This is a genomic window from Arcobacter sp. CECT 8983 (assembly GCF_004118855.1).
Lineage (GTDB): Bacteria > Campylobacterota > Campylobacteria > Campylobacterales > Arcobacteraceae > Halarcobacter.
Genome location: NZ_PDKF01000002.1, coordinates 202,234 through 225,325 on the forward strand (window position 1 = coordinate 202,234; position 23,092 = coordinate 225,325).

The following is a 23,092-nucleotide window of genomic DNA, read 5'->3' on the forward strand; positions in this document are numbered from 1 at the left end:
GTTCTTATTCTTACGAAGAATCCCCTTAGGGGGATTTTTATATAATGATAAGTAATATAAACATAAAACAATAAGATATCTTTATCTTACTTATTACAACACACCCAAAGGATTTTTATGTTGTTAAAACTTGAAAAAGGTTTCAATAAATTTGCAGACTTTATTGGAATGATAACTGCATTAGCAATGGTACTTATGATTTTAAATGTATTTTATGATGTAATCATGAGATACTTCTTTAACACTGGAAGTATTGCAATGCAAGAGATGGAATGGCATCTATTTTCAGTAATTATACTTCTTGGAGTTGCTTATACTTTAAAAGAAGATGGTCACGTAAGAGTTGACTTAGTTTATGATAAATTTAGTCCAAAAAGAAAAGCTATGATTAATATGGTAGGTGCAGTATTATTTATTTTACCAATTGCTCTTTTAGTGGGAATAAGTTCAATTACCAATGCCCATGAAGCTTATTTATCAATGGAACAAAGTGGCGATCCAGGAGGACTTCCTTATAGATGGATTGTAAAATCATTAATTCCATTGTCATTTCTTTTATTAACAATTACAACAATTGGTTTTTTTATTAGAAATTTAAATATTTATAAAGGTTTACACCCTATGGATGAATACAATTTAAAAGGTGAAATAGAAAATCTAAAATGTGATTTAAAAGAGAAAAAATATCACGTAGTAGATATTGACCCTTATGAAAATGAAGATAAAAAAGGAGAATCAAAATGATTGGTATAGTAATGTTTTTTACAGCATTGTTTATGCTGATTATTGGATTCCCCGTAGCATTTACATTTGCAGCAGTTTCAGTTTTCTTTGGTATTTTTGCAGGATTTTATGAAATTTTTTCTTATGCAGAAGAGGGTACAGCATTAGCACATCTTTTAAGTCAAGGTTGGATTGAAGGTATATCAATGTTTGACTACATGCCTTTTAGAATCTATGCTATTCAACAAAGTACTATTTTAATGGCAATTCCTATGTTCATTTTTATGGGAATTGTTTTACAAAAAACTGGTCTTGCTGAAAAATTATTAGAATCTATGGGATTCTTATTTGGTGAAGTAAGAGGTGGTGTTGCCATTTCTACAGTTTTAGTTGGTACTTTACTTGCTGCTTCAACAGGAGTTGTAGGTGCATCAGTTGTTGCAATGGGTGTTATTTCACTTCCTGTAATGCTTAAGTATAAATATAACACAGAGCTAGCCACAGGTACAATCTGTGCTTCAGGTACCTTAGGGCAGATTATCCCTCCTTCAATTGTATTAATTATTTTAGGGGATGTATTCCAAGTTCCAGTTGGAGATTTATTCTCAGCTGCTGTTGGACCAGGACTTGCTTTAGTTGTAGCATATATTTTATTTATCTTAGTTGTTTCTTTTGTGAAAAAAGATATGGCTCCGGCAATTCCAGCTGATCCAAGTAGAGGAAACAAGAAGAAACAAGTAATTAGAGCTTTAATTGATATTATTCCATCATTAACTTTAATTATATTAGTTCTTGGTTCTATTTTTGCAGGTGTTGCTACTCCAACAGAATCAGCAGCAGTAGGTTGTATAGGTGCAGTAGGATTAGCTGTTTTATATAGAACTTTTACAGTTGGTATGGTAAAAGAAGCATCTTTAGAAGCAGTAAAAATTACTTCTATGGTATTTGGAATCTTAATTGGTGCAACAGCATTCTCTATGGTATTCTCTTATACAGGTGGAGAAGAGATAGTTGAACATGCAATGATGAGTTTACCAGGTGATGACAAATGGGGATTCGTAATCTTTACAATGCTAGCAATCTTAGTATTAGGATTCTTTATTGACTTTATTGAAATCTCATATATCATTGTTCCAATTTTATTACCAGTAGCTGAAACGTTAGGAATAAACCCTGTTTGGTTTGCAATTTTAATTGCAATGAACTTACAAACATCATTCTTAACGCCACCATTTGGTTTCTCACTATTTTATTTAAAAGGTTGTGCTCCAGCAGGTGTAACAACTGGACAAATATATAGAGGAGTGTTGCCATTTATTATAATACAAGTAATAGTCCTAGGAATTGTAGCATTCTATCCAGAAGTATTTGGAATGTCTACTAATATGTAGTATAATACTGCTAAAAAAGGAGTATATGATGTCGATGTTTTTAAAACTTATAACAAATCTAGTATTTAAAACCAAAGATAGAATGTACTCTTTTATAGATGATCCCCAACAAAGAATATATACTGTCCCACGCCTTGAATAATATTTTTTATAAATTTAATAAAGAAAAATTTATAAGGACAAAAAATGTTAGAAGGAAAATATCAAGAGTTTTATAATGAGGTATCAAAAATAATTGATACTAAAAATTTATTTACAGATAAGTTACATACTTTAGCTTATGGAACAGATGCATCTTTTTATAGGTTAATCCCAAAGATAGTAATTAAAACAGATAATGCAAAAGAAGTAGAAGAGATTTTAAAACTATCAAATGCTATGGAGTTAAGTGTTACTTTTAGAGCTGCAGGAACTTCACTTTCAGGACAAGCTATTAGTGACTCTATTTTAATTATTACATCAAGAAATTTTAGAGATTTTAGAATTTCTGATGATAAAAGTACAATTTCATTACAACCAGCACTTACAGGACAAGAAGCAAATAATTTATTAGCTCCTTATGGAAAGAAAATTGGACCAGATCCTGCAAGTATAAATGCTGCAATGATTGGTGGGATAGCTGCAAATAATGCTTCAGGTATGTGTTGTGGAATTTCACAAAACTCATACAAAACTTTAAAATCTATGAAGTTAATCTTTGCCGATGGTACAAAATTAGATACTGCAAGTGAAGAGTCAAAACAAGCCTTTAGAATTTCACATAAAGATTTAATTGAAGGTCTTGAAAAAATTGCCAATGAAACTAAAAGTGATGAAGAGTTATCTGCTTTAATATCTAAGAAATTTAAAATCAAAAATACATGTGGTTACTCAATAAACGCACTTATTGATTTTGATGATGTATTTGAAATTTTACAACACTTAATTATTGGAAGTGAAGGAACTTTAGCCTTTATTGAAGAGATTACTTATGAAACAGTTGAAGATTTAAAAGATAAAGCAAGTGCACTTATTTATTTTAAAGATGTAAAAGAAGCATGTAATGCGGTTACTAAAATTAAACTTGCACGTGAAGCAAAAACTATTACAGTAGATGCAGTTGAGCTTATGGATAGGGCTGGACTTGCAAGTATTGAAAATGACCCAGCTATGCCAGAGTTTATTAAAGATTTTGATGAAAATGTAACAGCACTTTTAATTGAAACAAGAGCAATAAATGATGAAGCATTAGATGTTCAAATTAAAGAGCTTGAAGAGTTACTTGAAGAGTTTGAAGTTGTAAGAGATATCTATTTTACAAAAGATATTGCAGAATATACTCTTTACTGGAAGATTAGAAAAGGACTATTCCCTGCCGTTGGAGCAGTAAGAGAAGTTGGAACAACTGTTATTATTGAAGATGTTGCTTATCCTATTGAAGTGTTAGCAGAAGCTACTTTAGAACTACAAGCATTATTTAAAAAACATGGTTATAGTGAAGCTTTAATCTTTGGTCATGCTTTAGAAGGAAACTTCCACTTTGTATTTACTCAAGACTTCTCAATTGAATCTGAAGTAAAAAGATATGATGAGTTTATGAATGATGTTGTTTCATCTGTTGCAGTTAAGTATCAAGGAAGTTTAAAAGCTGAACATGGTACTGGAAGAAATATGGCTGCTTTTATTGAAGTAGAGTGGGGGAAAACTGCTTATTCAATGATGAAAAGAATCAAAAAAATATTTGATCCAAAAGCTTTATTAAACCCTGGAGTTATCATAAATGATGATTCAGAGGCTCATTTAAAAAATCTTAAAGCAATGCCAGCAACAAATGAGATAGTTGATACTTGTATTGAGTGTGGTTTTTGTGAACCTACTTGCCCTTCAAATGATATTACTTTAACTCCTAGACAAAGAATTGTTATAAACAGAGAGATCTCTAAACTTGAAAGAGAAGGAAATCTTGAAGAAGCTAAAGAGTATAAAGACCTTTATCAATATGATGGAATAGAAACTTGTGCAGCATGTTCTTTATGCTCAACTGCCTGTCCTGTTAAGATTGATACAGGAAGTTTAACAAAACATTTAAGAGCAGAACAGTTGAGTCCAAGAGCCCAAAAGATAGCTTCGTTTGTTGCAAATAACTTCTCTACAACACTAAAGGGAATGAAGTTTGGATTAGGTGGGGCCAATTTACTTCATAAAATAATTGGAACATCAAATATGGAAGGTTTAACTTCTTCAATGAGAAGTATAAGTAAAAATTCTATACCAAAATGGAGTGCAAGTCTGCCTAGACCAACTTCAATAGATACAAACTTTGAACAAAAACTTGTAAATAAAAAAGTTGTATATTTCCCTTCTTGTATAAATAGAACTATGGGAAGAGATTCTAAAACAACAGTTGAAGAAGAGGTTTTTGATGTAACAGTAAGACTTCTTCAAAAAGCTGGTTACCAAGTATTATTCCCTAATAATATAGATAGTTTATGTTGTGGAATGCCTTTCTCTTCAAAAGGTTTTATAAGTCAAGGAAAACAAAAAAGTGATGAGCTAGAACAAGCTTTAAAAGAGATTAGTAATTTTGGAGAGTATCCAGTACTTTGTGATACAAGTCCTTGTACTAAAAAAATGCTTGAGAGTTTCCAGGAGGGAATGAAAGTTTATGAGCCTATTGAGTTTACTTTAGATGTATTAAAAGAGAATTTAGAGTTTACACAAATAGATGAACCTATTACTATTCACTCAACTTGTTCTTCAAGAAAGATGGGCTTACATGAGAAGTTTATAGAACTAGCAAAAATGTGTTCAACAAATGTAATTGTTCCAGATAATGTAAAATGTTGTGGATTTGCAGGGGATAGAGGTTTTAACTTCCCTGAACTTAATCAATCTGCACTTAGGTTTTTAAAAGATGATGTAAAAGGGGCAAAATATGCATTTTCTACTTCTAAAACTTGTGAAATAGGTTTAAGTGAAACATCTGGCTTAGATTATAACTCTATTTTTTATTTAGTGGATAAGTGTACAGCTGCAAAAAATAAATAATCTTTTTTTATAACAAAACAGATATTTACCATTAATTTGGTAAAATGTCTGTTTTTATATCAAATAAAAGTTTGATAGATACAAAAAGGATTAAAATTATGACTAAACTACTTCTTGTTTTTTTAACATTCACTACTATATCTTTTGCACAACTAGTTGATGCAATTGCTTTAACTGTAAATGATGAACCGATTACTCTTTATGATATTGAGAAGAGAAAAGCTCAAGCAAATCTTCCAAAAGATAAAGCTGTAGCTCAACTTATTGATGAGGTTTTATTTGAACAGTTAGTTGAAGAACACAATATAACAGCAGATATTTTTGATGTGAATAACTATTTAGAAAAGATTGCTGCATCAAATGGTATGGATTTATATACATTTAAATCTTTAATTAAACAAAAATACCAAGATTACAATGCATATGAAGAGCAAATTAGAAAACAAATTATTACGCAAAAACTTACAAGAAAACTTGTTAGAGGAAATATAAAAATTGCCACTGAAGAGGATTTAAAAATCTTCTATGACAATAATAAAAATCTTTTTACTACAGCTTCAACTGTAAGAGCAGTTCAATACTCTTCTGTTGATAATGCAGCATTAAAAAAAGCTATTAATAACCCAATGGTAAATGTAAAAGATGTAAAAAAAGCTGCAATTGAGTTAAATCAAGCTAATTTAAATCCTCAATTAAAATATATTTTAAATGAGACAAAAGTTAATCAGTTCACTCCTATCTTTACATCAAATAAACAGTATGTTTCTTTATTAATCAAAGATAAAGGTAATCAACAAACATTAGCTTTTGAAGATGTAAAAGACAGAATTTTTAACATGATTATGCAAGATAGAGAAAAAGAGTATTTAAAAGACTATTTTGAAAAATTAAAACTATCTGCAGATATTAAAATAGTAAGATAAAAGGAAATAGATGTTTGAAGTAATTATTGGATTAGAGGTACATGTTCAATTAAATACAAAAAGTAAGCTGTTTTGTTCTTGTGCGACAAGTTTTGGAGAAAAACCAAATACAAATGTATGCCCAACTTGTTTAGGACTTCCTGGAGCACTTCCTGTATTAAATAAAGAAGCAGTACATAAAGCAATTATGCTAGGAACTGCTTTAAAATCACAAATTAATCAGAAATCTATCTTTAATAGAAAAAATTACTTCTATCCAGACTTACCAAATGGATACCAAATTTCTCAATTTGAAGTTCCTGTTGTAGGGCTTGGTGAGTTAGTAATTGATTTTGAAGATGGAAGTAGTAAAAAAATTGGTGTAACAAGAGCTCACTTAGAGAATGATGCAGGTAAAAATATTCATGCTGGAAGTGTTTCTCATGTAGATTTAAACCGTGCAGGAACACCACTTCTTGAAATCGTTTCTGAGCCAGATATGAGAAATGCTGAAGAAGCTATTTTATATCTTAAAAAACTTCATTCAATTGTAAGATATTTAGGTATTTCAGATGCAAATATGCAAGAAGGTTCTTTCAGATGTGATGTTAACGTATCAATTAGACCAAAGGGTGATGATAAGTTATACACAAGATGTGAAATCAAAAATATGAACTCATTTAAGTTTATTGAAAAAGCTATTAAATATGAAGTAAATAGACATATTGAAGCTTGGGAAGATGGAGTTCATGATACAGAAATTGTACAAGAAACAAGACTATTTGACCCGGAAAAAGGTGAAACAAGATCAATGAGAGGTAAAGAAGATGCTGCTGATTATAGATATTTCCCAGACCCAGATCTTTTACCTTTAATCATTACAGATGAGATGATGGAAAAATATTCACAAATTCCAGAACTTCCAGATGAGAAAAAACAAAGATTTGTAAATGAGTTTGGCATCAAAGAGTATGATGCTTCTGTTATCACTGCTTCTTTAGAGACTGCAAACTTCTTTGATGAAATGATGAAAGAGGGAATTTCTGGTAAAAATGCTGCAACATGGTTAACTGTTGAGTTACCAGCAAGATTTACAGAAGGAATGACTTTAGAAAATTCTCCTGTTGGAGCTAAAAAGCTTGCAGGTGTTGTAAAAGCTATTGAAGATGGAACTATCTCTGGAAAAGCAGCTAAAGAAGTACTTGATTTCTTAATGGAAAAACCTGATTCTGAAATTGATGCAGTTATTGAGGAGCTTGGATTAAAACAAGTATCTGACGATGGCGCTATTTTAGAAATCATTGATGGAATATTAGCTGCAAACGAAGATAAAGTTGCAGAATATAAAGGTGGAAAAGAGAAACTATTTGGATTCTTTGTAGGACAAACTATGAAAGCATCTAAAGGTAGTGCAAATCCAGCTAAAGTAAACGAACTTTTAAAACAAAGATTAGGGTAATAAATGGCTGAAAAATCTATTGCAGTAATTGGAGCAGGTAAGTGGGGTCAAGCCTTACATTTTGCTCTTAGTCAAAATCAAAAATGTTTAATAACTTCAAGAACAAAAAGAGATATTAACAATTTTGTAGATTTACAAACTGCATTGGAGTGTGAATATTTAATTATTGCTATTCCTGCACAAGAAGTAAGAGAATGGCTAGAAGGAAACTTTGTATTCTCAGGACAAAAAATACTTGTAGCAGCTAAAGGTATTGAAGCTAGTACCGGAGAGTTTTTAAATGAAATTTATGAAGAGTTTGTTCCAAGTAAAAATATAGGTTTTATTTCGGGACCATCTTTTGCAAGTGAAGTTATGCAAGCTTTACCAGCAGCTATTGTAATAAACTCAAAATCTAAAAAGCTTTATGATAAATTCGCTCCTATGTTTCCACGATTTTTAAAAACTTATTATAGTGATGATGTAATAGGTGCAGAAATTTGTGGTGCATATAAAAATGTACTTGCCATTGCAAGTGGAATCTGTCAAGGACTAAAACTTGGAAATAATGCTAGAGCTTCACTTATTTCAAGAGGTCTTGTGGAAATGCAAAGGTTTGGCAAAAAGTTTGGAGCTAAAAAAGATAGTTTCCTTGGTCTTAGTGGAGCAGGAGATTTGTTTTTAACTGCAAGTAGTGAATTAAGTAGAAACTTTCGTGTAGGGCTTGGATTAGCAAGTGGGAAAAGTTTAGAAACTATCTTAGAAGAGCTTGGAGAAGTTGCAGAAGGTGTGAAAACAGCAGAGGCAGTATTTAAACTATCTAACAAAAATAAAATATATACTCCAATTGCAAATGAAGTTAAACTTATTCTCGATGGAAAAAACCCTCATGATAGTTTGAAGGACTTATTAAGAAGTTAGAAAATGAGTACAATTTCATTTTTTAACTTATCCCTTTCTTTTCTTCCTTTACTTTTTATATGGTATTTTTACTACAAATGGACAAAAGATAAATCTGATATTATAATAGCTAGTATAAGAATGATTATTCAGCTTATAGCTATTGGATATTTACTTGTTTTTATATTTAAATCAAATGATATAACAGTAGGTATTTTTATTGTTTTCTTTATGATTGTAGTCTCTTCTTGGATTACTCTTAGAAATACACTTGATAAAAGTTTTAAACACTATTTTCAAATACTCTCAGCAGTAGCTTTAGCTGGACTAATAAATCTTTTTTTAATAGTTGTATTTGTATTAGAGTTAGAAAAATTATACGAACCACGATACGTAATACCACTTGCAGGAATGGTTTTTGCGAATACTATGAATGCCCTTTCTTTAGCTGTTGAACGCTTTGAAAAAGAGATTGAAAGGTCAAGCTTCGAAGAAGCAAGACAAATAGCTTTTAAAGCTTGTATGATACCTCAAATAAACTCACTATTAGCAGTTGGATTAGTTGCTCTTCCTGGAATGATGACAGGACAAATATTATCAGGTATTGATCCATTGATTGCAGTTAGATATCAAATTATGATTATGGCAATGACTCTTTCTAGTGCAGGATTAAGTGCAATAGTTTATTTTCTTTTGAAAGGGAAATTATTAAAAAGGGAGTTTTAGTATAAATTTTGCTCCAAAGGGAGTGTTTTTTGCTAATATCTTACCTTCAAGTTTTTTTTCAGTAAGGGTTTTAGCTAGGCTAAGTCCCACCCCACTTCCTTCATGAAGTTTAGTTGAGTAGTTAGGGTCAAAGATTGTTTCTTCACACTTTAAACCTTTTCCTGAGTCTTCTATTTCAATATATATTAGGTCATTAATTGTTTTAGTAGTAATTCTAATAACTCTTGTTGCATCAAGATTTTTTAATTCATAAATTGCATTTTCAAGTATTACCATAATAATATTAGAAAAAGTACCTCTATATGTTTTTATTTCAATATTTTCAAACTCTTTTTTAACTTTAATATTATGTTTTAATAAGTAGTCACTTACTAGATTAATTAAAGTATTTAATTGTTGATTTAGATCGAAAGTTTCTTTTCCATTAGGGTTTAAAAATAGTGTGTTTACACTATGATTTACTTCATTTATATATTGAAGAGTATTTTTTATTTTTGGTAGAGTATCTTTTACAGTAGAAGTTAGATTATCTTTGTCAAGCATATAAGTTGCTTCTATTAAATTAATTTGACTTCCCAACTGTGAAATAGGTCTTTTTATCTGATGAATTATATAAGAAATAGTTCTTCCTGCATTTGTAAATCTAGATTGTTCTAAAAGTTGTTGTTCCATTTCTTTTTTTTCTTTTTCAGCTGTATTCATTTTTGCATTAAGAGCTAAAGAGATAAAAATAACTTCTAATAGTAATCCTATTGGTAAAATTAACCAAGAGTATTGCAGGGCTTCTTTTATACCAATAACTTCTAAAGTGTAGTAACTAAAACACAATATATAGATGCTTTGTCCTATTAGAAAGTATATAGAGTAATTATTCTGTTTTTTAAACTCAAAAATAGCAATAAAGAAGATGAAAATAAAAGAAAATAAAGCAAAAGTATCAATTTTTGATGTTATATAATGGTATGAATTATCATAAAAACCAATACTTAGTAGTAAAATTGAAACTATCTGAAAAATTATTAATGCTCTAGTTAGTTTATAAAGTCTTGAATCTTTTTCTCCATTAAAAAATTTAATTATAAAGAGTAAAAGAAATATTACATAAGAGTAAACAAAATACCAAGTTGAGATAGTAATAAAATATAAATTGATTCCTAAATTTAATTGATATGTAATACCATTTAATGTTAAAAGGTAAAAGCTAGATGAAAGAGTTGATAAAACATAAAATAAAAATGCACTATTTTTTGTTGTTAAGTATAAAACACTATTATAAATCATTAAAGAAAGAAAAATACCATAGATAACACCCCAAATCATTGATTCTAAAGTTTCTACTCTAAAAAAATTATGAGGAGTAAATATCTCCCATTGATTTGTAATAGCTCCTAAGTTTTTATATTTAATATATATTTCATATGAGGATTTCTTTTCAAAAACAAAATTAAAAATACTTTTTCTAGAAAGGATTCTTTCTTCTTTATAAGGTCTTAGGTCACCTAATAAGAAGCTTGCAATTACTTTTTTATCTTTTAAAATATAAACATCAATATAATCAATACCTGGTCTTAAGTTTCTAAAAAATAGTTCTTGATCTTTATTTGACTTATTTAATAAAACAAATCTTGACCATATATAGTTTGGGGTTTTTTCAAAGTTTGATTTTTTAGTGCTATAAAACTTTTTTTCTTGAATATTTCTAATAGATAAGTTTTCAGAAGTAGAAAATATTTCTTTTGAACTTTTATATAAAGCTTTTTCAAAATTATTGTCAATAGTTATTGTTTCTGCAAAAGAGAATTGAATAAAAAAAGATAGAATAATTATAAATTTAATCATATGTTTAACGCGTAACCTAGGTTTCTATGTGCTGAGATTAAATCAGCAGGAAGTTTTTTTCTTAGTCTATAAACAATATTTTTAACACTATTTTTATTTATTTCTTCATTTTCATTATTCAAAAAATTGATAATAGTATCAAATTCAATAATTTCATTTTTATAATTACATAAAAGTTCAAGTAATTTTGATTCATTAAAAGTTAATTCTATTTTATCATCTTTAATGAATAAACACTTTTTCTTTTTACAATAGGTGATTTCTTTAGTGAGTTTGTACTTTAGTCTACTACTCTTTTCAAGTTTTTCTATAGAGTTATTTATTTGTTCTAAAAGTTTATCAAAGGCAATAGGTTTTTCTAAAAAACTTGTAAGTTCTAAGGGAATACATTTTTGTAGTTTTTCAATATCCATAAAGCTTGAAAGTATAATTATAGGTATATCGTCTTTTTCTTCTCTAATTTTTCTACTTAACTCATAGCCATCCATGTTTGGCATTACATAGTCACTTATAATTATATCTATTTCAAGTTCTTTATAGTTTCTAAAGGCTTCCAGTCCATCTTTTGCTGTGAAGACTTGTTTAAAAAGTAAGGATAGAGTTTTTTTTAGATTATTTTGTATTTCAATATCATCTTCAACAATTAAAATATTTAAATACTTTGTTGTATCTTTCAATTCTATCCTTTTTTAAGATATAGAAATTTATCTTAAACTTAGTAAATATTTTATTAAAATACCCATCCTGCCTGAAGTAAAAACCTAGAAGAATAATCTTTTTGGCTAGTAACATCATGTTTGATATTTTGAGCTAAATGTGCATTAACAAACATATCTTTATATGAACCATAATATCCTAAACCAAATGATTGTAATGTTCTAGGAGCTTCATTTGTAGTATCCTGACTCATAAATGTTCTCCCTACATCATAAAAAACAGATACAGAAGAGTTTAATTCTTTATAGTTTGGAAGTGTATAAAATAACTCTGTATTAAAGATAAATCCATTTTCAGCACTTTCTTCTCCATCAGGATAGTATTTAACACCATAAATACCTCCAATACTTAAATCTTGACTTCCATCTAAATTTTTATCTCCTAAAGCATATTGAGCTTGGAAAGAGTTTTCCCATCTGATTTTTGGAGTTAATTCAAAGTCTTGTCCTAACTCTAGGTTTAACTTTGTAAATGTTCCATTTGTATTAGCACCATTTTCATCATTTTGTCTATCTTCATCACTATTAAACTTTAGTTTTCCAGTTGTTAAAGATAATTTAGCTCTTGATTGAGAATTTTTATTAAATACAATTTTGTCTTCAGTATAATCAACACCTACTGTTAATACCTTAGAACTTTTCTTTGTATATACATCTGTTTCTTGAATTTCATCTTTCATTTTATTAAATGAAATTTCTGCAAAAAGATTTATATTTTTAAGTTTTGATCTTACATAAGGATACTCTGTTCTGAAAGTAATTGAATCAGAGCTTCCTAAAGCATCTAGATTCTCATAAGTACTTCCAAGCTCATAAGTAGTTTTAGAAATACTAACTTCTCCTCTTAAACCTTTTTCATTCATTGGAAAGTTATAAGCTACTCTTCCATTAATAAGTCCAATCTCTTCTGATGTAAGACCTGAGAATGTTAGTTTATCTCCTATATCAAATGGTGAATTAATATCAGCTCCTGCCATGATTCTATGTTTACCTGTATATTGAGAACCATAGTTGTCACCTAATACATAGCCACTATATTTTTTAGTAGCTTGAGTTCCAATAATAAAATCACTAGTTCCTACTTTTTTACCTGGTCTAACTTCTGCTTTATTTACAACAACACCAGTAGTATCGTTAATAATAAGCATAGCTCTTTCAAGTGTATTTGTAGAAACAATATTATCATCTTTAATTGCATTTAAGTTTGCTTGTACGATTTCATCTTTAACTAATGAATTATTTTCTAAGATAAAATCTCCATAGTTTCCTTCAATTATGTTTATTTTTAAAACACCTTCTTGTGAAAAGATATTTTGTTTTGGAATATATGCCCTTGCTACAAAGTATCCTTCTTGTCTATATGCTTTTGTAATTAAAGTTGTTGCATCTTGCATATCTTTAAAGCTTAACTCTTTGTTTTCATAAGAAGAAACTATTTTTTTTATTTTTTCAGTTGATAACTTCTCATTACCTTTTATTTCAATTGTTTTAATAAATACTTTTTTACTATCATCAAACTTTTTTAAAGGTTCTTCTACTTTGTTATCTAAAGAAGGAAGCTTGGTTTCTTTTTCTTTTTTTAGTTTTGGAGGTTGCACTTGTTTTAGTGCATCACCAATGTTTGGAACATTGGCAGCACTTAAAGATAGTGATGTGATTATTGATAATGCTATAATATTTCTTGTTTTCATTCTTACTTTCCTATATTTCATCTTCTGCTACATAAAACTCTTGTTCAACACCTTCTGGTAAAAGTATTCCATTCCCTACAATTACAATTTGAGAACTTCTTGATAATGGTACTTTTACTTCATCTACTTTTTCTCCAGTTGCATCTTCTTGCATTTTTTTTGCTTCACTCATAGAGACTCTTTTTGTAGCTTGTCCTTCTATTGGTTTTGAAATAATCTGTTTATTACCTTCCGTATCAACTGCTATTTTAGTTAGATTAGTTGGTGTTGTTGTAACTTTTGGAGGTAATGGGGTTTTAATTGCTTCTTTATTTGTAATCGTAGTAACTATTTTTTCTATTTCTTTAGATTTATTATCAGTTTTTGTTTCACTTTCTTGTGTTGTCTCAATAATTTTTGGACCTACATACACATTATAGTTTTTATTTACATTCCCTGCTTCTGCATTTAGTTTAATTGCATCATCTGTTCTTTTTTCCGTAATTACATCTTTTTCAACAGTAATATCTCCAGATAAAGTATTAACTTCAATATTATTTTTAGCATTTAAACCTTTTGAGTCATCAACTTTACCGATTTTAACATCATCTTTATCTTTATAATATAATTGTCCAATTGGAGACTCTTTTGTTCCTGCTGCTAATATATCAACATCATTGTTATCGTTATCTAAATTAAAGTTTCCACTTCCTTTTAGATTTAAATTTTTTGCTTGAATATAGCCATTACCAGAATCTGTTGTTGTTCCTGTTGAATTTAACGTTAGTGTATTTGTTCCAGCATCTAAAGTATTTGCAATTTCAATTTCATTTGCTGCATGAAGTTCAATATCATAGTTAGTTGTAATATCTCCAGTAGTAACTACTTTCCCAGTATTTGAATCACCAAAAATAACATTAGTAAAGTCTTGAATATTTGCTAAATCAGAACTTGTAAAGTCTAAAATATTAGAATCATTATTTACATTTCCACCTAATTCAATTGTTCCTCCAGCTGTTCTTTTGTTAATTTTTAGAGTATTTTTTCCTGAAATAGTACTATTAAAGTTGATTTTATCAGCTTTAATTTGGATTTCACTAGAACCACCATTTAAAGTGTTGTTAAAGGTTACATTAGAACCTATAAAAGATTTATTACTATATGTTGTAATATTATCAATATATAAGTTAGCACCTAGGGCTCTTCCTCCACTAGCATCCCATGAACCAGCAACGAAAATAAACTTATAATTTCCAGCTTTGTTAGCAGTTACTGAAGCAGATGCCCAGTTTGTAGTCGCACTTCCTGTTGCTCCTGTTTCATTTAAAATAACTTGTGTTTCTCCTGTATCAACATTTAAAATATATCCAAATACATCATATGCATCACTTCCACCTTGTGCTTTCCACTTAAATGATACTCCATCCCCTTCTTCTAATGAAACAGAATTATCACTTACAACAGAAGGACCATGAACAACACCATATCCTTCTGTTACCTGACCACTAGAGTATGTTAATTGTAAAGAATTACTTCCTCCATCAGTATCAGTATCTCCTGAGAGTGTTGCAGAATAGTTTCCAGTTGAATCGTAATCATCATATGCTCCACTTTCACTATCTTTAGTTGGTACAGTGTTTGGTAATATATCATCATTTGGAGTATTGTATCCTGCTATAACACTTCCCCCATTTAGATATATGGTGTTTGTTGTATCTATTGTCCAGTTTGAAGTATTTCCATCTTCAAAACCAGAGTTTGCAAATTGTGCAGTGGCTAGGGAATTTATTATTGCATTATAAACTTGCTCATCTTTTGTAATAATTTTATGTAGTTTACTACCTAAATTTAAATTATTTGCAGTCACTGTAAGAGATTTTAATCTTTTACTTTCACCTAAATCATCATTTAAATTTATATCACCAGTTCCTGCATTAATAACAAGTGGAGTTTCTCCATCAACGTTTCCATCAATTTTATTATTAATAGTTACATTTCCATTATTTGTCAAAATACTATTTCCTGTTGATCCAGAAACTATAATTTGTCCAGATCCACTATTGTTATTATCAGCAGTTAAAATAACATTTAATTTATTAGTATTTGCGTTTTGTGTTGCATCAATATTAATTCCATCTGCAAAAGTAATATTATTATCTGCAAGTAGAGTAAAGGTTCTATCTGCTGATCCTAAGTTATTAGTTATAATATTAGCATTCACAAATATATTCCCATTACTTCCACTTTCACTATTTGTACCACTTGAACTTGTATCAATATCTGAATAATCACTTTGATCAGTTTCAATAGTAACATCCCCAGTATCCAATGCACTTACTATTGCACTTGCTAAAGCAGTATCAATAGTAATATTAACAGGATCAATTAACCATTTTCCTGCTTCAATTTTTGCATCATTAAAAGTAAACTCTTTACCAGAAGTTTCAACAAACCCCTCTTTAGCAGTTATTGTCCCACCAATCTTAGCTTCACCACCATGGGCAAATAATTCTACATATCCAGTAACACCTTCAAAAGAGTTTGCTTCAATGATACCTTCATTATTTACTACACCTTTTAATAGTTCATTTACAGCATTAGTTGTAAGATAAATTTCTCCACCATCAGCATAAATAGCACCTTTATTTTCAACAAGTGAATCAAGTACTCCTTTATTTACTGTTAAATCTACAATTGAGTTTCCATTTAGGTTTATAGTTACGTCATCTGCACCTACAAGTCTTACAGAACCTTTTACTGCTTTTATTGTTCCTTCATTTGAAACTGTGTTTGCTAAAAGTGTTGCATATCCTGAGTCTGAGATATCTATTTCACCTAAGTTAATTATTGCTTCTGTTGAAGAACCTTTGAAATTATAATTAGCTGCATTAAAATCTTGGTCACTTAAGTTTTTTGTAGTAGCTAAAAGTCCTGATGTATTTATCTTTGCATTTTTACCAAATAAAACTCCATTTGAATTTAATATCCAAACCTGTCCATTTGCATTAAGTGCACCATTGATAATAGATTTTTCATTTCCTACTACTCTGTTTAAGGCAATAGAATTAACATTTGGCTGTTTAAAATTTACAACTTCATCAGTAGCAATGTTAAACTTATTCCAGTTTATAGAAACTTTGTTCGTATTTTGAACAATATTTGTGGTATTTCCACTTTGAGAGATATTTGCATTTCCACTAGTTACAACACCACCAGATGGAGCTGCAAATGTTAAAGTAGTAGTTCCAAGTAAGGCACTTACAACTAAACTGATTTTACCACCTTTTAAAATTCTAAATCTAGAACTAAAATCAATTAGTCTTTTCATTCTTCTTTCCCTTGTAATTGAATATTTAAATATTTTAACAAGTGAAAGTCAAATGAAAGTCAAAATAAATTAATATTAAAAAAGATAGTTGTTATTTAATATTTTTATCCAGTTTTCTTCCCAGCCTTTTTGATGGGTAAAATCTTTAAAAATAGTGTGTTTTATATTCGAAGTATTCTTAAAATAAGAGTAGTAAGAGTTGAAAATAGAGCTATCAATAATAGTATCTTTTTCTCCAATTAAATGAACTTGTTTTATTTTTTCTAAACTTTTAGCAAACTGTGGTGGATTTAAAGAACCATATAAAGAGTTTATATTATGTTTTTGAGTCCAGTATTTGTGGTCTATATTTCCTGCAACTGTTAACAAAAACCTTACATCCTCTCTTTTCACACTTATAAGTGTGGCAATTGCTCCTCCACCTGAATATCCTATAAGTTCAAACTCTTTATTTAAAAAATTTTGTTTTAATAAATCTAAGGCATTTAAATAAGAACTTAAAACTTCTTTTGAGTATCTATGTGAAGTCCAGTATTTCTTCTCACATTTACTATCCTTTGTATATTGACAAGGTCTTGCTAAATAGATTTTACAAGAGCTTTTGTCTTTTAAAAATAGTTTCATTGCTAGAGGATTTATAGGAGTAGGGTTATTTGAGATTCTTGTTCTGCTAAGCCATGATAAACCGTCTCCTTCAATATATACTCTTAAAGTATTGCATGAAGAAGTTTTTTGCAAAGAGTATAAAGAAAAAATATTTGTATGTAGTATCTCTTTTTTGATTTGTTTTTCTTGAATAAGTTTATTTGAAGTAGTTATTCTTTCTTCAACTGTAGCAATAGAAGAACATGCATTAAAAAATAAAACAATTAATAAAAATAGTAAAAGAGACTTCATTTATTTATTAAACTTCTCTTTATGAACTTCACCCCAAAGGTATAGCTGTTTTAGAATAGGTTTTAAACTCTGTCCATATTCTGTGAGAGAGTACTCTACTTTTGGTGGAACTACAGGATATACTTCTCTATGGACAATATTGTCTTTTTCTAATTCTCTTAGTTTTTGAATTAACATCTTTTCTGTAGTTCTTGGAAGCATCTTTTGAAGTTCACTAAATCTTAGGGTATCTCGCCTTAAATACCATAAAATCAATATTTTCCATTTACCTGCAAGTACATCAAGGGCAGTTTCTACAGGACATTTTTCAATGTTTTCTTCTAATTCATTAATTTTTTTATTCATTATAGATACCTTTAATTCGCTTAACTATCTTTTTTGATAGTACATTTCTTTTTAGATAGTTCTTGTCTCTTTGTCTAATTTTAGCTAAAGTTTTAATATAAAACAAATAAAGAAGAATTCAAAGGATAATTCATGAAAGCATTTGTAGTAGAAAAAATAGAAGATAAGAAGTTTGATTGTGGAATTCAAGATATTGAAGTTCCAGCTTTAGAAGAAAATGAAGTATTAATAAAAGCAACGTACTCATCTTTAAACTATAAAGATGCTCTAAGTTCAATAGGTAATCCAGGAGTTACAAGAGTATTTCCTCATATTACTGGAATAGATGTAGCTGGAACTGTAGAAAAATCAACAAGTTCAGATTTTGAAGTAGGGCAAAAAGTTCTTGTGACAGGCTATGATTTAGGTATGAATACTAATGGGGGACATAGTGAATATGTAAGGGTGCCAGCTTCATGGGTGGTTACTATGCCAGAAGGTATTTCTGATAGAGAAATTATGACTTATGGAACAGCAGGTTTAACAGCAGCTTTAAGTGTAAATGAGCTTTTAAACAATGGTGTTACAAGTGGAGAAGTACTTGTTACAGGTGCTACTGGAGGTGTTGGAAGTATTGCTGTTGCTATTTTAAGCAAGCTTGGATTTTGCGTAACTGCTATTTCTGGGAAAGAAGATAAAATTCCTTTCTTAAAAGATTTAGGAGCTAAAGAGGTTATCTTAAGAGCTGATTTTGATGTTGAAAATAAAAGACCAATGGGAAGTGAAAAGTATGATGGGGTAGTTGATACTGTTGGTGGAAATATTTTAGCAGAAGCTTTAAAAGTAATAAAATATGATGGAGTAGCAACTTGTTGTGGTTTAACTTCATCACATGAATTACCAACAAATGTTTTTCCATTTATATTAAGAGGCGTAAGACTTATTGGTATTGATTCAGTTGAGTGTAAAATAGAAAAGAAAACAGCTGCTTGGGAAAAGTTAGCTTCTGATTTTGCCATTGAGTCTTTAGCTGCTTTAACAACTGAAATAAATTTAGATGAAGTAAAAGAAGCTTATGAAAACTTATTAGCTGGTAAAGCTGTAGGAAGATATTTAGTAAAAATATAAAGTATTAGCAACATTTAGTTGCTAATATTCTATCAAAATCTTCTTTTGTATCAATATCAATGGCATATTTATCTTCTAAAATAACATAATCTTTGTCATACTCTTTTAAAATATTTTTTGCTCCTTTGTCCCCACTTAGTTTTTTAAATAAATCAAAATATTTATTAGGAAAAATTGCAGGAACTAAAAACTTATCTTTATATTTAGAACATACTATTTTATTTTTATTATTTGAATAAACTTTTACTAAACTTTCATAATGAGTAAGAGGAACAAGGGGCATATCACATAGCATGACTAAAATATCTTTATTATTTTCAACTTTTGAAATACCAAGTTTTAAAGAGCTTGCCATTCCTGATTCAAACTCTTTATTTATGTGATATTTTATATTAAAATCTTTAATCTTCTCAATGCATAAATCAGCATATGACCCTAAAATCACATTTACATCATCACTTATAGTTAATGCTTTTTTTATTGAAAGTTCTAAAAGTGTTTGCCCTTGTATTTCAAGAAGTTGTTTTGCTTTTCCAAATCTACTTGCTTTGCCAGCTGCTAAAATTACAACTGATAAGTTTTTAGATTTTTCCATTTTTTTTAGCCTCAATTTGAGAACAAATAGATAAAGCAATGGTTTCAGGAGTATTTCCACCAATGTCAAATCCTACAGGAGCAAAAAACCTTTTGTCATTTTGTAAGGAGAACTTTTCTACTTTCTTTTTCATATTTGTTTTATTGCCCATAATTCCTATATATTCTACAGAAGACTTGAGTAAAGCTTCTAAATAGATATCATCTTTTTTGGGAGAGTGACTTAATATAACAGAAGCATTATAAGAACTTAAATCTAAAGAAAATATCTCATTTAAACTTTTTAATTCTATTAAATTATCTGCACTTTTTACATTTTCATTATCAATTTTCATGTCAATAACTGTTGTCTTCCAACCTAAAAGATTACACATGGAAATAAAAGGTTCAACATGGCGTCCTGAACCAAAAGCTAAAATAGAATAGGGCAGTTGTATATATTGATAAAACATACCATTTTCAAACTTATTCTCTTTTTTATCAATAAAACTAAACTCTTCACTATCAATTGACCTAATCCAGCTTTTACCAGAGCTATTTAAAGCTTTGCCTAAAGCACAATACTCATCTTTATAAAAAAAAGCTTGTATTATATATTCACTTACTCCATGCCCAGAGTTTTTATCTATTGGCGTGTTCTCATAATAAATTGTTTTTTTACTTTTAAAAGCTTCTTTTGAAAATTCTAAAAATTTATTATGTAATAAAGGACTTCCTAATACGCCAATAGATTCACCTTTGTTATTTATAAGCATCATATTTCCAGCTTTTGCATAGGTAGAACCCTGTGTTTTTACCACAGAAACTACAACTATGTCTAAGCCTTCTAGTCTAGATTTTTCTATAAAATCAATATATTGCTTATTTGAAAACATATTAAATCTCTTTTATAGGCATTGAACTATAAACTTTTCCTGTTGCATCAAATAAAGCATTTGGAACAGCTGCTAAAATTGGAGGAACTCCAGGTTCTCCTATTCCACCGATTTTATCTCCTGAATTTATAATACTTACTTCAATCTCAGGAGCATCAGATATCCTAGAAACTTTATAGTCATAAAAATTGTTTTGTACTGTGGCACCTTTTTCAAGGGTGATTTCTGAATATTTTAAAGCTGCAATACCAAAGTTAATACAACTAATCATCTGATTTTCTACATTTTGTGGATTAAAAGCAAATCCACAATCCACACTACACCAAACTTTTTCAACTGTAAAGTCATTGTCAATAACTCTTACCTTTGCTATTTGAGCGCAAATAGTACCAAAAGATTCAACTAAAGCTACTCCATAACCTACATTCTTTTCTTTTTTTCTATTTTTCCAATTGGCTTTTTTAGCCACATCATTTAAAATATCTATAAATCTTTGGTCACTTAACATTCCTATTCTATACTCAATAGGGTCTTTTTTTGCAAGGGCTGCTGCTTGTTCTATCATCCCTTCAACTGTTAATGATGTTTGAGTATGTCCTACTGATCTCCACCATAATACAGGAATAGGAGACTCTACAATTTTTGCTTGCATATCATGGTTATCTATATTATATGGATGATCAACTAATCCCTCTTTTTGAGCCCCATCTACTCCATTTTTATATCCAAACCCTTCTAGTGCGGTTCCTTTAAAAATAGATTGAGAGATAACCTTTGCATCAAATGCAGTTATATCACCATGTTCATCTAGAGCCATTTTTACTTTATTTTTATATTTTGGTCTATAATTCCCCATTTTAATATCATCTTCTCTTGTCCAAATAGTCATTACAGGAAAATCTTCCCCTTTTGCACTATATAGTCCATCTAAAATGAAGTCCATATTTAATGTTCCTCTTCTACCAAAAGCTCCACCTAAATAAGGAGTATTATAAGTAATATTATTAAAATCAACTTCTAAAACTTCTGCAGCTTTTTTTTGCGTAAGAGTTTGAAATTGAGAAGAAGACCAAATAGAAGCTGAATTTTTATCATGTTGTACAACAAAGTTTAAAGGTTCCATTGCAGCATGGGCTAAAAAAGGAAAATCATATTGGGTTTCTATTGTATTTGGTGCTTCATCAAATGCTTTTTTACTATCTCCATCTTTTCTCATTGTAAAAGCAGGTTCTGAAAGTAACTCTTTATACTCTTTATCTATATCAAGGCTACTTGTATTTTCAAAATCTAAGTTATCCCAAGTTACATCAATGTCTTTTAAGGCTTCTTTAGCAAGCCACCAATAATCAGCAATAACAGCAATTCCTGAAGGGATTTGTTTTACTTTTACAATTCCATCTCTTTTTAAAACTTTTGAAGCATCATAAGATTTAATCTTAGCACCAAAAACTCTTGGGTGTAATATTGCTGCATACTTCATTCCATCAATTCTAACATCTATACCAAATTGGGCTTTTCCTGTTACTTTAGCTTCCATTTCTTTTGGATGTCTTGATCTTGGTTTTCCAACTATTTTGCAATCTTTTAAATCTTTTATTTTAGGATTTGTTGGTACTTTAATATCAGATAAAGATGAGACTAGTTCTCCAAAACTAAATTTCTCTTTTGTTTTTTTGTTTATAACATAAGAAGAGTCTGTATATACATCATAAGTTCTAATCTTCCATTTTTTTGCAGCAGCAGTTTTTAGCATCTCATTTAATGCAGCTCCAACTTTTCTCATATCTTGTTGTTTAGCTAAAATAGAAGAAGAACCACCAGTGAACATCATAGGAGCCCAGGCATGATTATATACAGGCGCTACAGGCGCTCCTACAATATTTATTTCATCCCATTTTACATTTAACTCTTCTGCTATACACATAGCTAATGTTGTATATGTTCCTTGCCCCATCTCCACTTGACCTATTATAAAGTCTATTGTATTATCGTCACTAATTTTTACAAAAGCATTAGGTTTTAATACCTTTTTTTTAGGTTCTTCTGCTCTTGATTTAGTAGGAATATAAAACCCAATAACAAAAGATGAAGCAACTAAAGAACTTGTTTTTAAAAAATCTCTTCTTTTCATCTTATGCCTCCTTTATAGCAGATTTAATAGCTATTTTAATTTTATTATAAGTACCACATCTACAAATATTTCCATCCATAGCTGAAATAATCTCTTTATCACTAGGATTTGAGTTTGATTTTAGTAAACCTGCTGCATTCATTATTTGCCCAGATTGACAATATCCACATTGTACAACATCTTCTTGTGTCCAAAATCTTTGAAGCTTTTGAACTGTTTTATCTTCTTTTGTTTCAATAGTAGTAACTTTTCCATCTTTTATTTTACTTAAAGGAGTTTGACAGCTTCTAGTTGCAACCCCATCAACTAATACGGTACAGGCTCCACATTGGGAAACCCCACAACCAAACTTTGTACCAGTCATATTTAAATAATCTCTTAATACCCACAATAAAGGGGTGTCTAAAGGAGCATTAACACTATACTCTTTACCATCAATTGTTATTTTAGTAGCCATTGTTTTCCTTTTAAAAGTATAAAACC

18 protein-coding genes are annotated in these 23,092 nt (G+C 29.5%); 8 read left to right on the plus strand and 10 right to left on the minus strand.

The genetic code is table 11. The features are described from left to right. The first annotated feature begins 117 nt into the window (after nucleotides 1-117). The 7 genes from CRV01_RS01015 (at nucleotide 118) to CRV01_RS01045 (ending at nucleotide 9,107) form a co-directional block, all read left to right on the plus strand. A complete protein-coding gene (locus tag CRV01_RS01015; RefSeq protein WP_258238280.1) occupies nucleotides 118-744 on the plus strand; it encodes a TRAP transporter small permease subunit in 627 nt (208 codons plus the stop codon). After that, nucleotides 741-2,114, plus strand: a complete 1,374-nt coding sequence (locus tag CRV01_RS01020; protein WP_129006185.1) for a TRAP transporter large permease subunit — start codon at nucleotides 741-743, stop codon at nucleotides 2,112-2,114. The genes CRV01_RS01015 and CRV01_RS01020 overlap by 4 nt, the downstream gene beginning before the upstream one ends. 186 nt (nucleotides 2,115-2,300) lie before the next feature. Continuing rightward, nucleotides 2,301-5,141: an FAD-binding and (Fe-S)-binding domain-containing protein gene (locus CRV01_RS01025; protein WP_129006187.1), complete on the plus strand. Its 2,841-nt coding sequence runs from the start codon at nucleotides 2,301-2,303 to the stop codon at nucleotides 5,139-5,141. 98 nt (nucleotides 5,142-5,239) lie between these two features. Then, nucleotides 5,240-6,064, plus strand: coding sequence for a peptidyl-prolyl cis-trans isomerase (locus CRV01_RS01030; RefSeq protein WP_129006189.1), 825 nt, complete (start codon nucleotides 5,240-5,242; stop codon nucleotides 6,062-6,064). A 10-nt stretch (nucleotides 6,065-6,074) separates the two neighbouring features. Continuing rightward, a complete protein-coding gene (gatB, locus tag CRV01_RS01035; protein WP_129006192.1) occupies nucleotides 6,075-7,502 on the plus strand; it encodes an Asp-tRNA(Asn)/Glu-tRNA(Gln) amidotransferase subunit GatB in 1,428 nt (475 codons plus the stop codon). A 3-nt stretch (nucleotides 7,503-7,505) separates the two neighbouring features. After that, nucleotides 7,506-8,402, plus strand: a complete 897-nt coding sequence (locus tag CRV01_RS01040) for an NAD(P)H-dependent glycerol-3-phosphate dehydrogenase (RefSeq protein WP_129006194.1) — start codon at nucleotides 7,506-7,508, stop codon at nucleotides 8,400-8,402. 3 nt (nucleotides 8,403-8,405) lie between these two features. Beyond that, nucleotides 8,406-9,107, plus strand: coding sequence for an ABC transporter permease (locus CRV01_RS01045; protein ID WP_129006196.1), 702 nt, complete (start codon nucleotides 8,406-8,408; stop codon nucleotides 9,105-9,107). Here CRV01_RS01045 and CRV01_RS01050 read toward each other — a convergent pair. The 6 genes from CRV01_RS01050 to CRV01_RS01075 form a co-directional block, all read right to left on the minus strand. Continuing rightward, on the minus strand, nucleotides 9,090-10,946 hold the full coding sequence (locus tag CRV01_RS01050; protein ID WP_129006198.1) for a sensor histidine kinase: 1,857 nt from the start codon (nucleotides 10,944-10,946) through the stop codon (nucleotides 9,090-9,092). The two genes, CRV01_RS01045 and CRV01_RS01050, sit on opposite strands and share 18 nt — an antisense overlap. Next, the gene (locus CRV01_RS01055; RefSeq protein ID WP_129006200.1) at nucleotides 10,943-11,623 is read right to left on the minus strand and encodes a response regulator transcription factor; all 681 of its coding nucleotides are present in this window, start codon (nucleotides 11,621-11,623) and stop codon (nucleotides 10,943-10,945) included. Before CRV01_RS01055 ends, CRV01_RS01050 begins: the two co-directional genes overlap by 4 nt. Before the next feature lie 53 nt (nucleotides 11,624-11,676). Continuing rightward, nucleotides 11,677-13,353 carry a ShlB/FhaC/HecB family hemolysin secretion/activation protein gene (locus CRV01_RS01060; RefSeq protein WP_129006202.1) on the minus strand — a complete coding sequence of 559 codons (1,677 nt, stop codon included), beginning with the start codon at nucleotides 13,351-13,353 and terminating at the stop codon, nucleotides 11,677-11,679. 10 nt (nucleotides 13,354-13,363) lie between these two features. Next, a complete protein-coding gene (locus CRV01_RS01065; protein ID WP_129006204.1) occupies nucleotides 13,364-16,660 on the minus strand; it encodes a filamentous hemagglutinin N-terminal domain-containing protein in 3,297 nt (1,098 codons plus the stop codon). A 75-nt stretch (nucleotides 16,661-16,735) separates the two neighbouring features. Then, nucleotides 16,736-17,557: an alpha/beta hydrolase gene (locus CRV01_RS01070; protein WP_129006206.1), complete on the minus strand. Its 822-nt coding sequence runs from the start codon at nucleotides 17,555-17,557 to the stop codon at nucleotides 16,736-16,738. After that, nucleotides 17,558-17,902, minus strand: a complete 345-nt coding sequence (locus CRV01_RS01075) for a helix-turn-helix domain-containing protein (RefSeq protein WP_129006208.1) — start codon at nucleotides 17,900-17,902, stop codon at nucleotides 17,558-17,560. 132 nt (nucleotides 17,903-18,034) lie between these two features. Here CRV01_RS01075 and CRV01_RS01080 point away from each other — a divergent pair, with 132 nt between their 5' ends. After that, on the plus strand, nucleotides 18,035-19,009 hold the full coding sequence (locus CRV01_RS01080; protein ID WP_129006210.1) for a YhdH/YhfP family quinone oxidoreductase: 975 nt from the start codon (nucleotides 18,035-18,037) through the stop codon (nucleotides 19,007-19,009). A 4-nt stretch (nucleotides 19,010-19,013) separates the two neighbouring features. Here the strand turns inward: CRV01_RS01080 and CRV01_RS01085 are convergent, their stop codons facing one another. The 4 genes from CRV01_RS01085 to CRV01_RS01100 are packed head-to-tail and all read right to left on the minus strand — an operon-like array spanning nucleotide 19,014 to nucleotide 23,066. Beyond that, nucleotides 19,014-19,604, minus strand: coding sequence for a nucleotidyltransferase family protein (locus CRV01_RS01085; protein ID WP_129006212.1), 591 nt, complete (start codon nucleotides 19,602-19,604; stop codon nucleotides 19,014-19,016). Continuing rightward, nucleotides 19,591-20,478: an XdhC family protein gene (locus tag CRV01_RS01090; RefSeq protein WP_129006214.1), complete on the minus strand. Its 888-nt coding sequence runs from the start codon at nucleotides 20,476-20,478 to the stop codon at nucleotides 19,591-19,593. The genes CRV01_RS01085 and CRV01_RS01090 overlap by 14 nt, the downstream gene beginning before the upstream one ends. Before the next feature lies 1 nt (nucleotide 20,479). Continuing rightward, nucleotides 20,480-22,609 (minus strand): molybdopterin cofactor-binding domain-containing protein, encoded by a 2,130-nt coding sequence (locus tag CRV01_RS01095; protein ID WP_129006216.1) that lies wholly within the window; start codon nucleotides 22,607-22,609, stop codon nucleotides 20,480-20,482. A gap of 1 nt (nucleotide 22,610) precedes the next feature. Beyond that, the gene (locus CRV01_RS01100; protein WP_129006218.1) at nucleotides 22,611-23,066 is read right to left on the minus strand and encodes a (2Fe-2S)-binding protein; all 456 of its coding nucleotides are present in this window, start codon (nucleotides 23,064-23,066) and stop codon (nucleotides 22,611-22,613) included. Between the last annotated feature and the right edge of the window lie 26 nt (nucleotides 23,067-23,092).

What these genes read in the sequence shown, in the direction of transcription:
- CRV01_RS01015 (WP_258238280.1), top strand. Translation starts at nt 118, where the DNA reads ATGTTGTTAAAACTTGAAAAAGGTTTCAATAAATTTGCAGACTTTATT.
- CRV01_RS01020 (WP_129006185.1), top strand. Translation starts at nt 741, where the DNA reads ATGATTGGTATAGTAATGTTTTTTACAGCATTGTTTATGCTGATTATT.
- CRV01_RS01025 (WP_129006187.1), top strand. Translation starts at nt 2,301, where the DNA reads ATGTTAGAAGGAAAATATCAAGAGTTTTATAATGAGGTATCAAAAATA.
- CRV01_RS01030 (WP_129006189.1), top strand. Translation starts at nt 5,240, where the DNA reads ATGACTAAACTACTTCTTGTTTTTTTAACATTCACTACTATATCTTTT.
- gatB (WP_129006192.1), top strand. Translation starts at nt 6,075, where the DNA reads ATGTTTGAAGTAATTATTGGATTAGAGGTACATGTTCAATTAAATACA.
- CRV01_RS01040 (WP_129006194.1), top strand. Translation starts at nt 7,506, where the DNA reads ATGGCTGAAAAATCTATTGCAGTAATTGGAGCAGGTAAGTGGGGTCAA.
- CRV01_RS01045 (WP_129006196.1), top strand. Translation starts at nt 8,406, where the DNA reads ATGAGTACAATTTCATTTTTTAACTTATCCCTTTCTTTTCTTCCTTTA.
- CRV01_RS01050 (WP_129006198.1), bottom strand. Translation starts at nt 10,946, where the DNA reads ATGATTAAATTTATAATTATTCTATCTTTTTTTATTCAATTCTCTTTT.
- CRV01_RS01060 (WP_129006202.1), bottom strand. Translation starts at nt 13,353, where the DNA reads ATGAAAACAAGAAATATTATAGCATTATCAATAATCACATCACTATCT.
- CRV01_RS01065 (WP_129006204.1), bottom strand. Translation starts at nt 16,660, where the DNA reads ATGAAAAGACTAATTGATTTTAGTTCTAGATTTAGAATTTTAAAAGGT.
- CRV01_RS01070 (WP_129006206.1), bottom strand. Translation starts at nt 17,557, where the DNA reads ATGAAGTCTCTTTTACTATTTTTATTAATTGTTTTATTTTTTAATGCA.
- CRV01_RS01075 (WP_129006208.1), bottom strand. Translation starts at nt 17,902, where the DNA reads ATGAATAAAAAAATTAATGAATTAGAAGAAAACATTGAAAAATGTCCT.
- CRV01_RS01080 (WP_129006210.1), top strand. Translation starts at nt 18,035, where the DNA reads ATGAAAGCATTTGTAGTAGAAAAAATAGAAGATAAGAAGTTTGATTGT.
- CRV01_RS01085 (WP_129006212.1), bottom strand. Translation starts at nt 19,604, where the DNA reads ATGGAAAAATCTAAAAACTTATCAGTTGTAATTTTAGCAGCTGGCAAA.
- CRV01_RS01090 (WP_129006214.1), bottom strand. Translation starts at nt 20,478, where the DNA reads ATGTTTTCAAATAAGCAATATATTGATTTTATAGAAAAATCTAGACTA.
- CRV01_RS01095 (WP_129006216.1), bottom strand. Translation starts at nt 22,609, where the DNA reads ATGAAAAGAAGAGATTTTTTAAAAACAAGTTCTTTAGTTGCTTCATCT.
- CRV01_RS01100 (WP_129006218.1), bottom strand. Translation starts at nt 23,066, where the DNA reads ATGGCTACTAAAATAACAATTGATGGTAAAGAGTATAGTGTTAATGCT.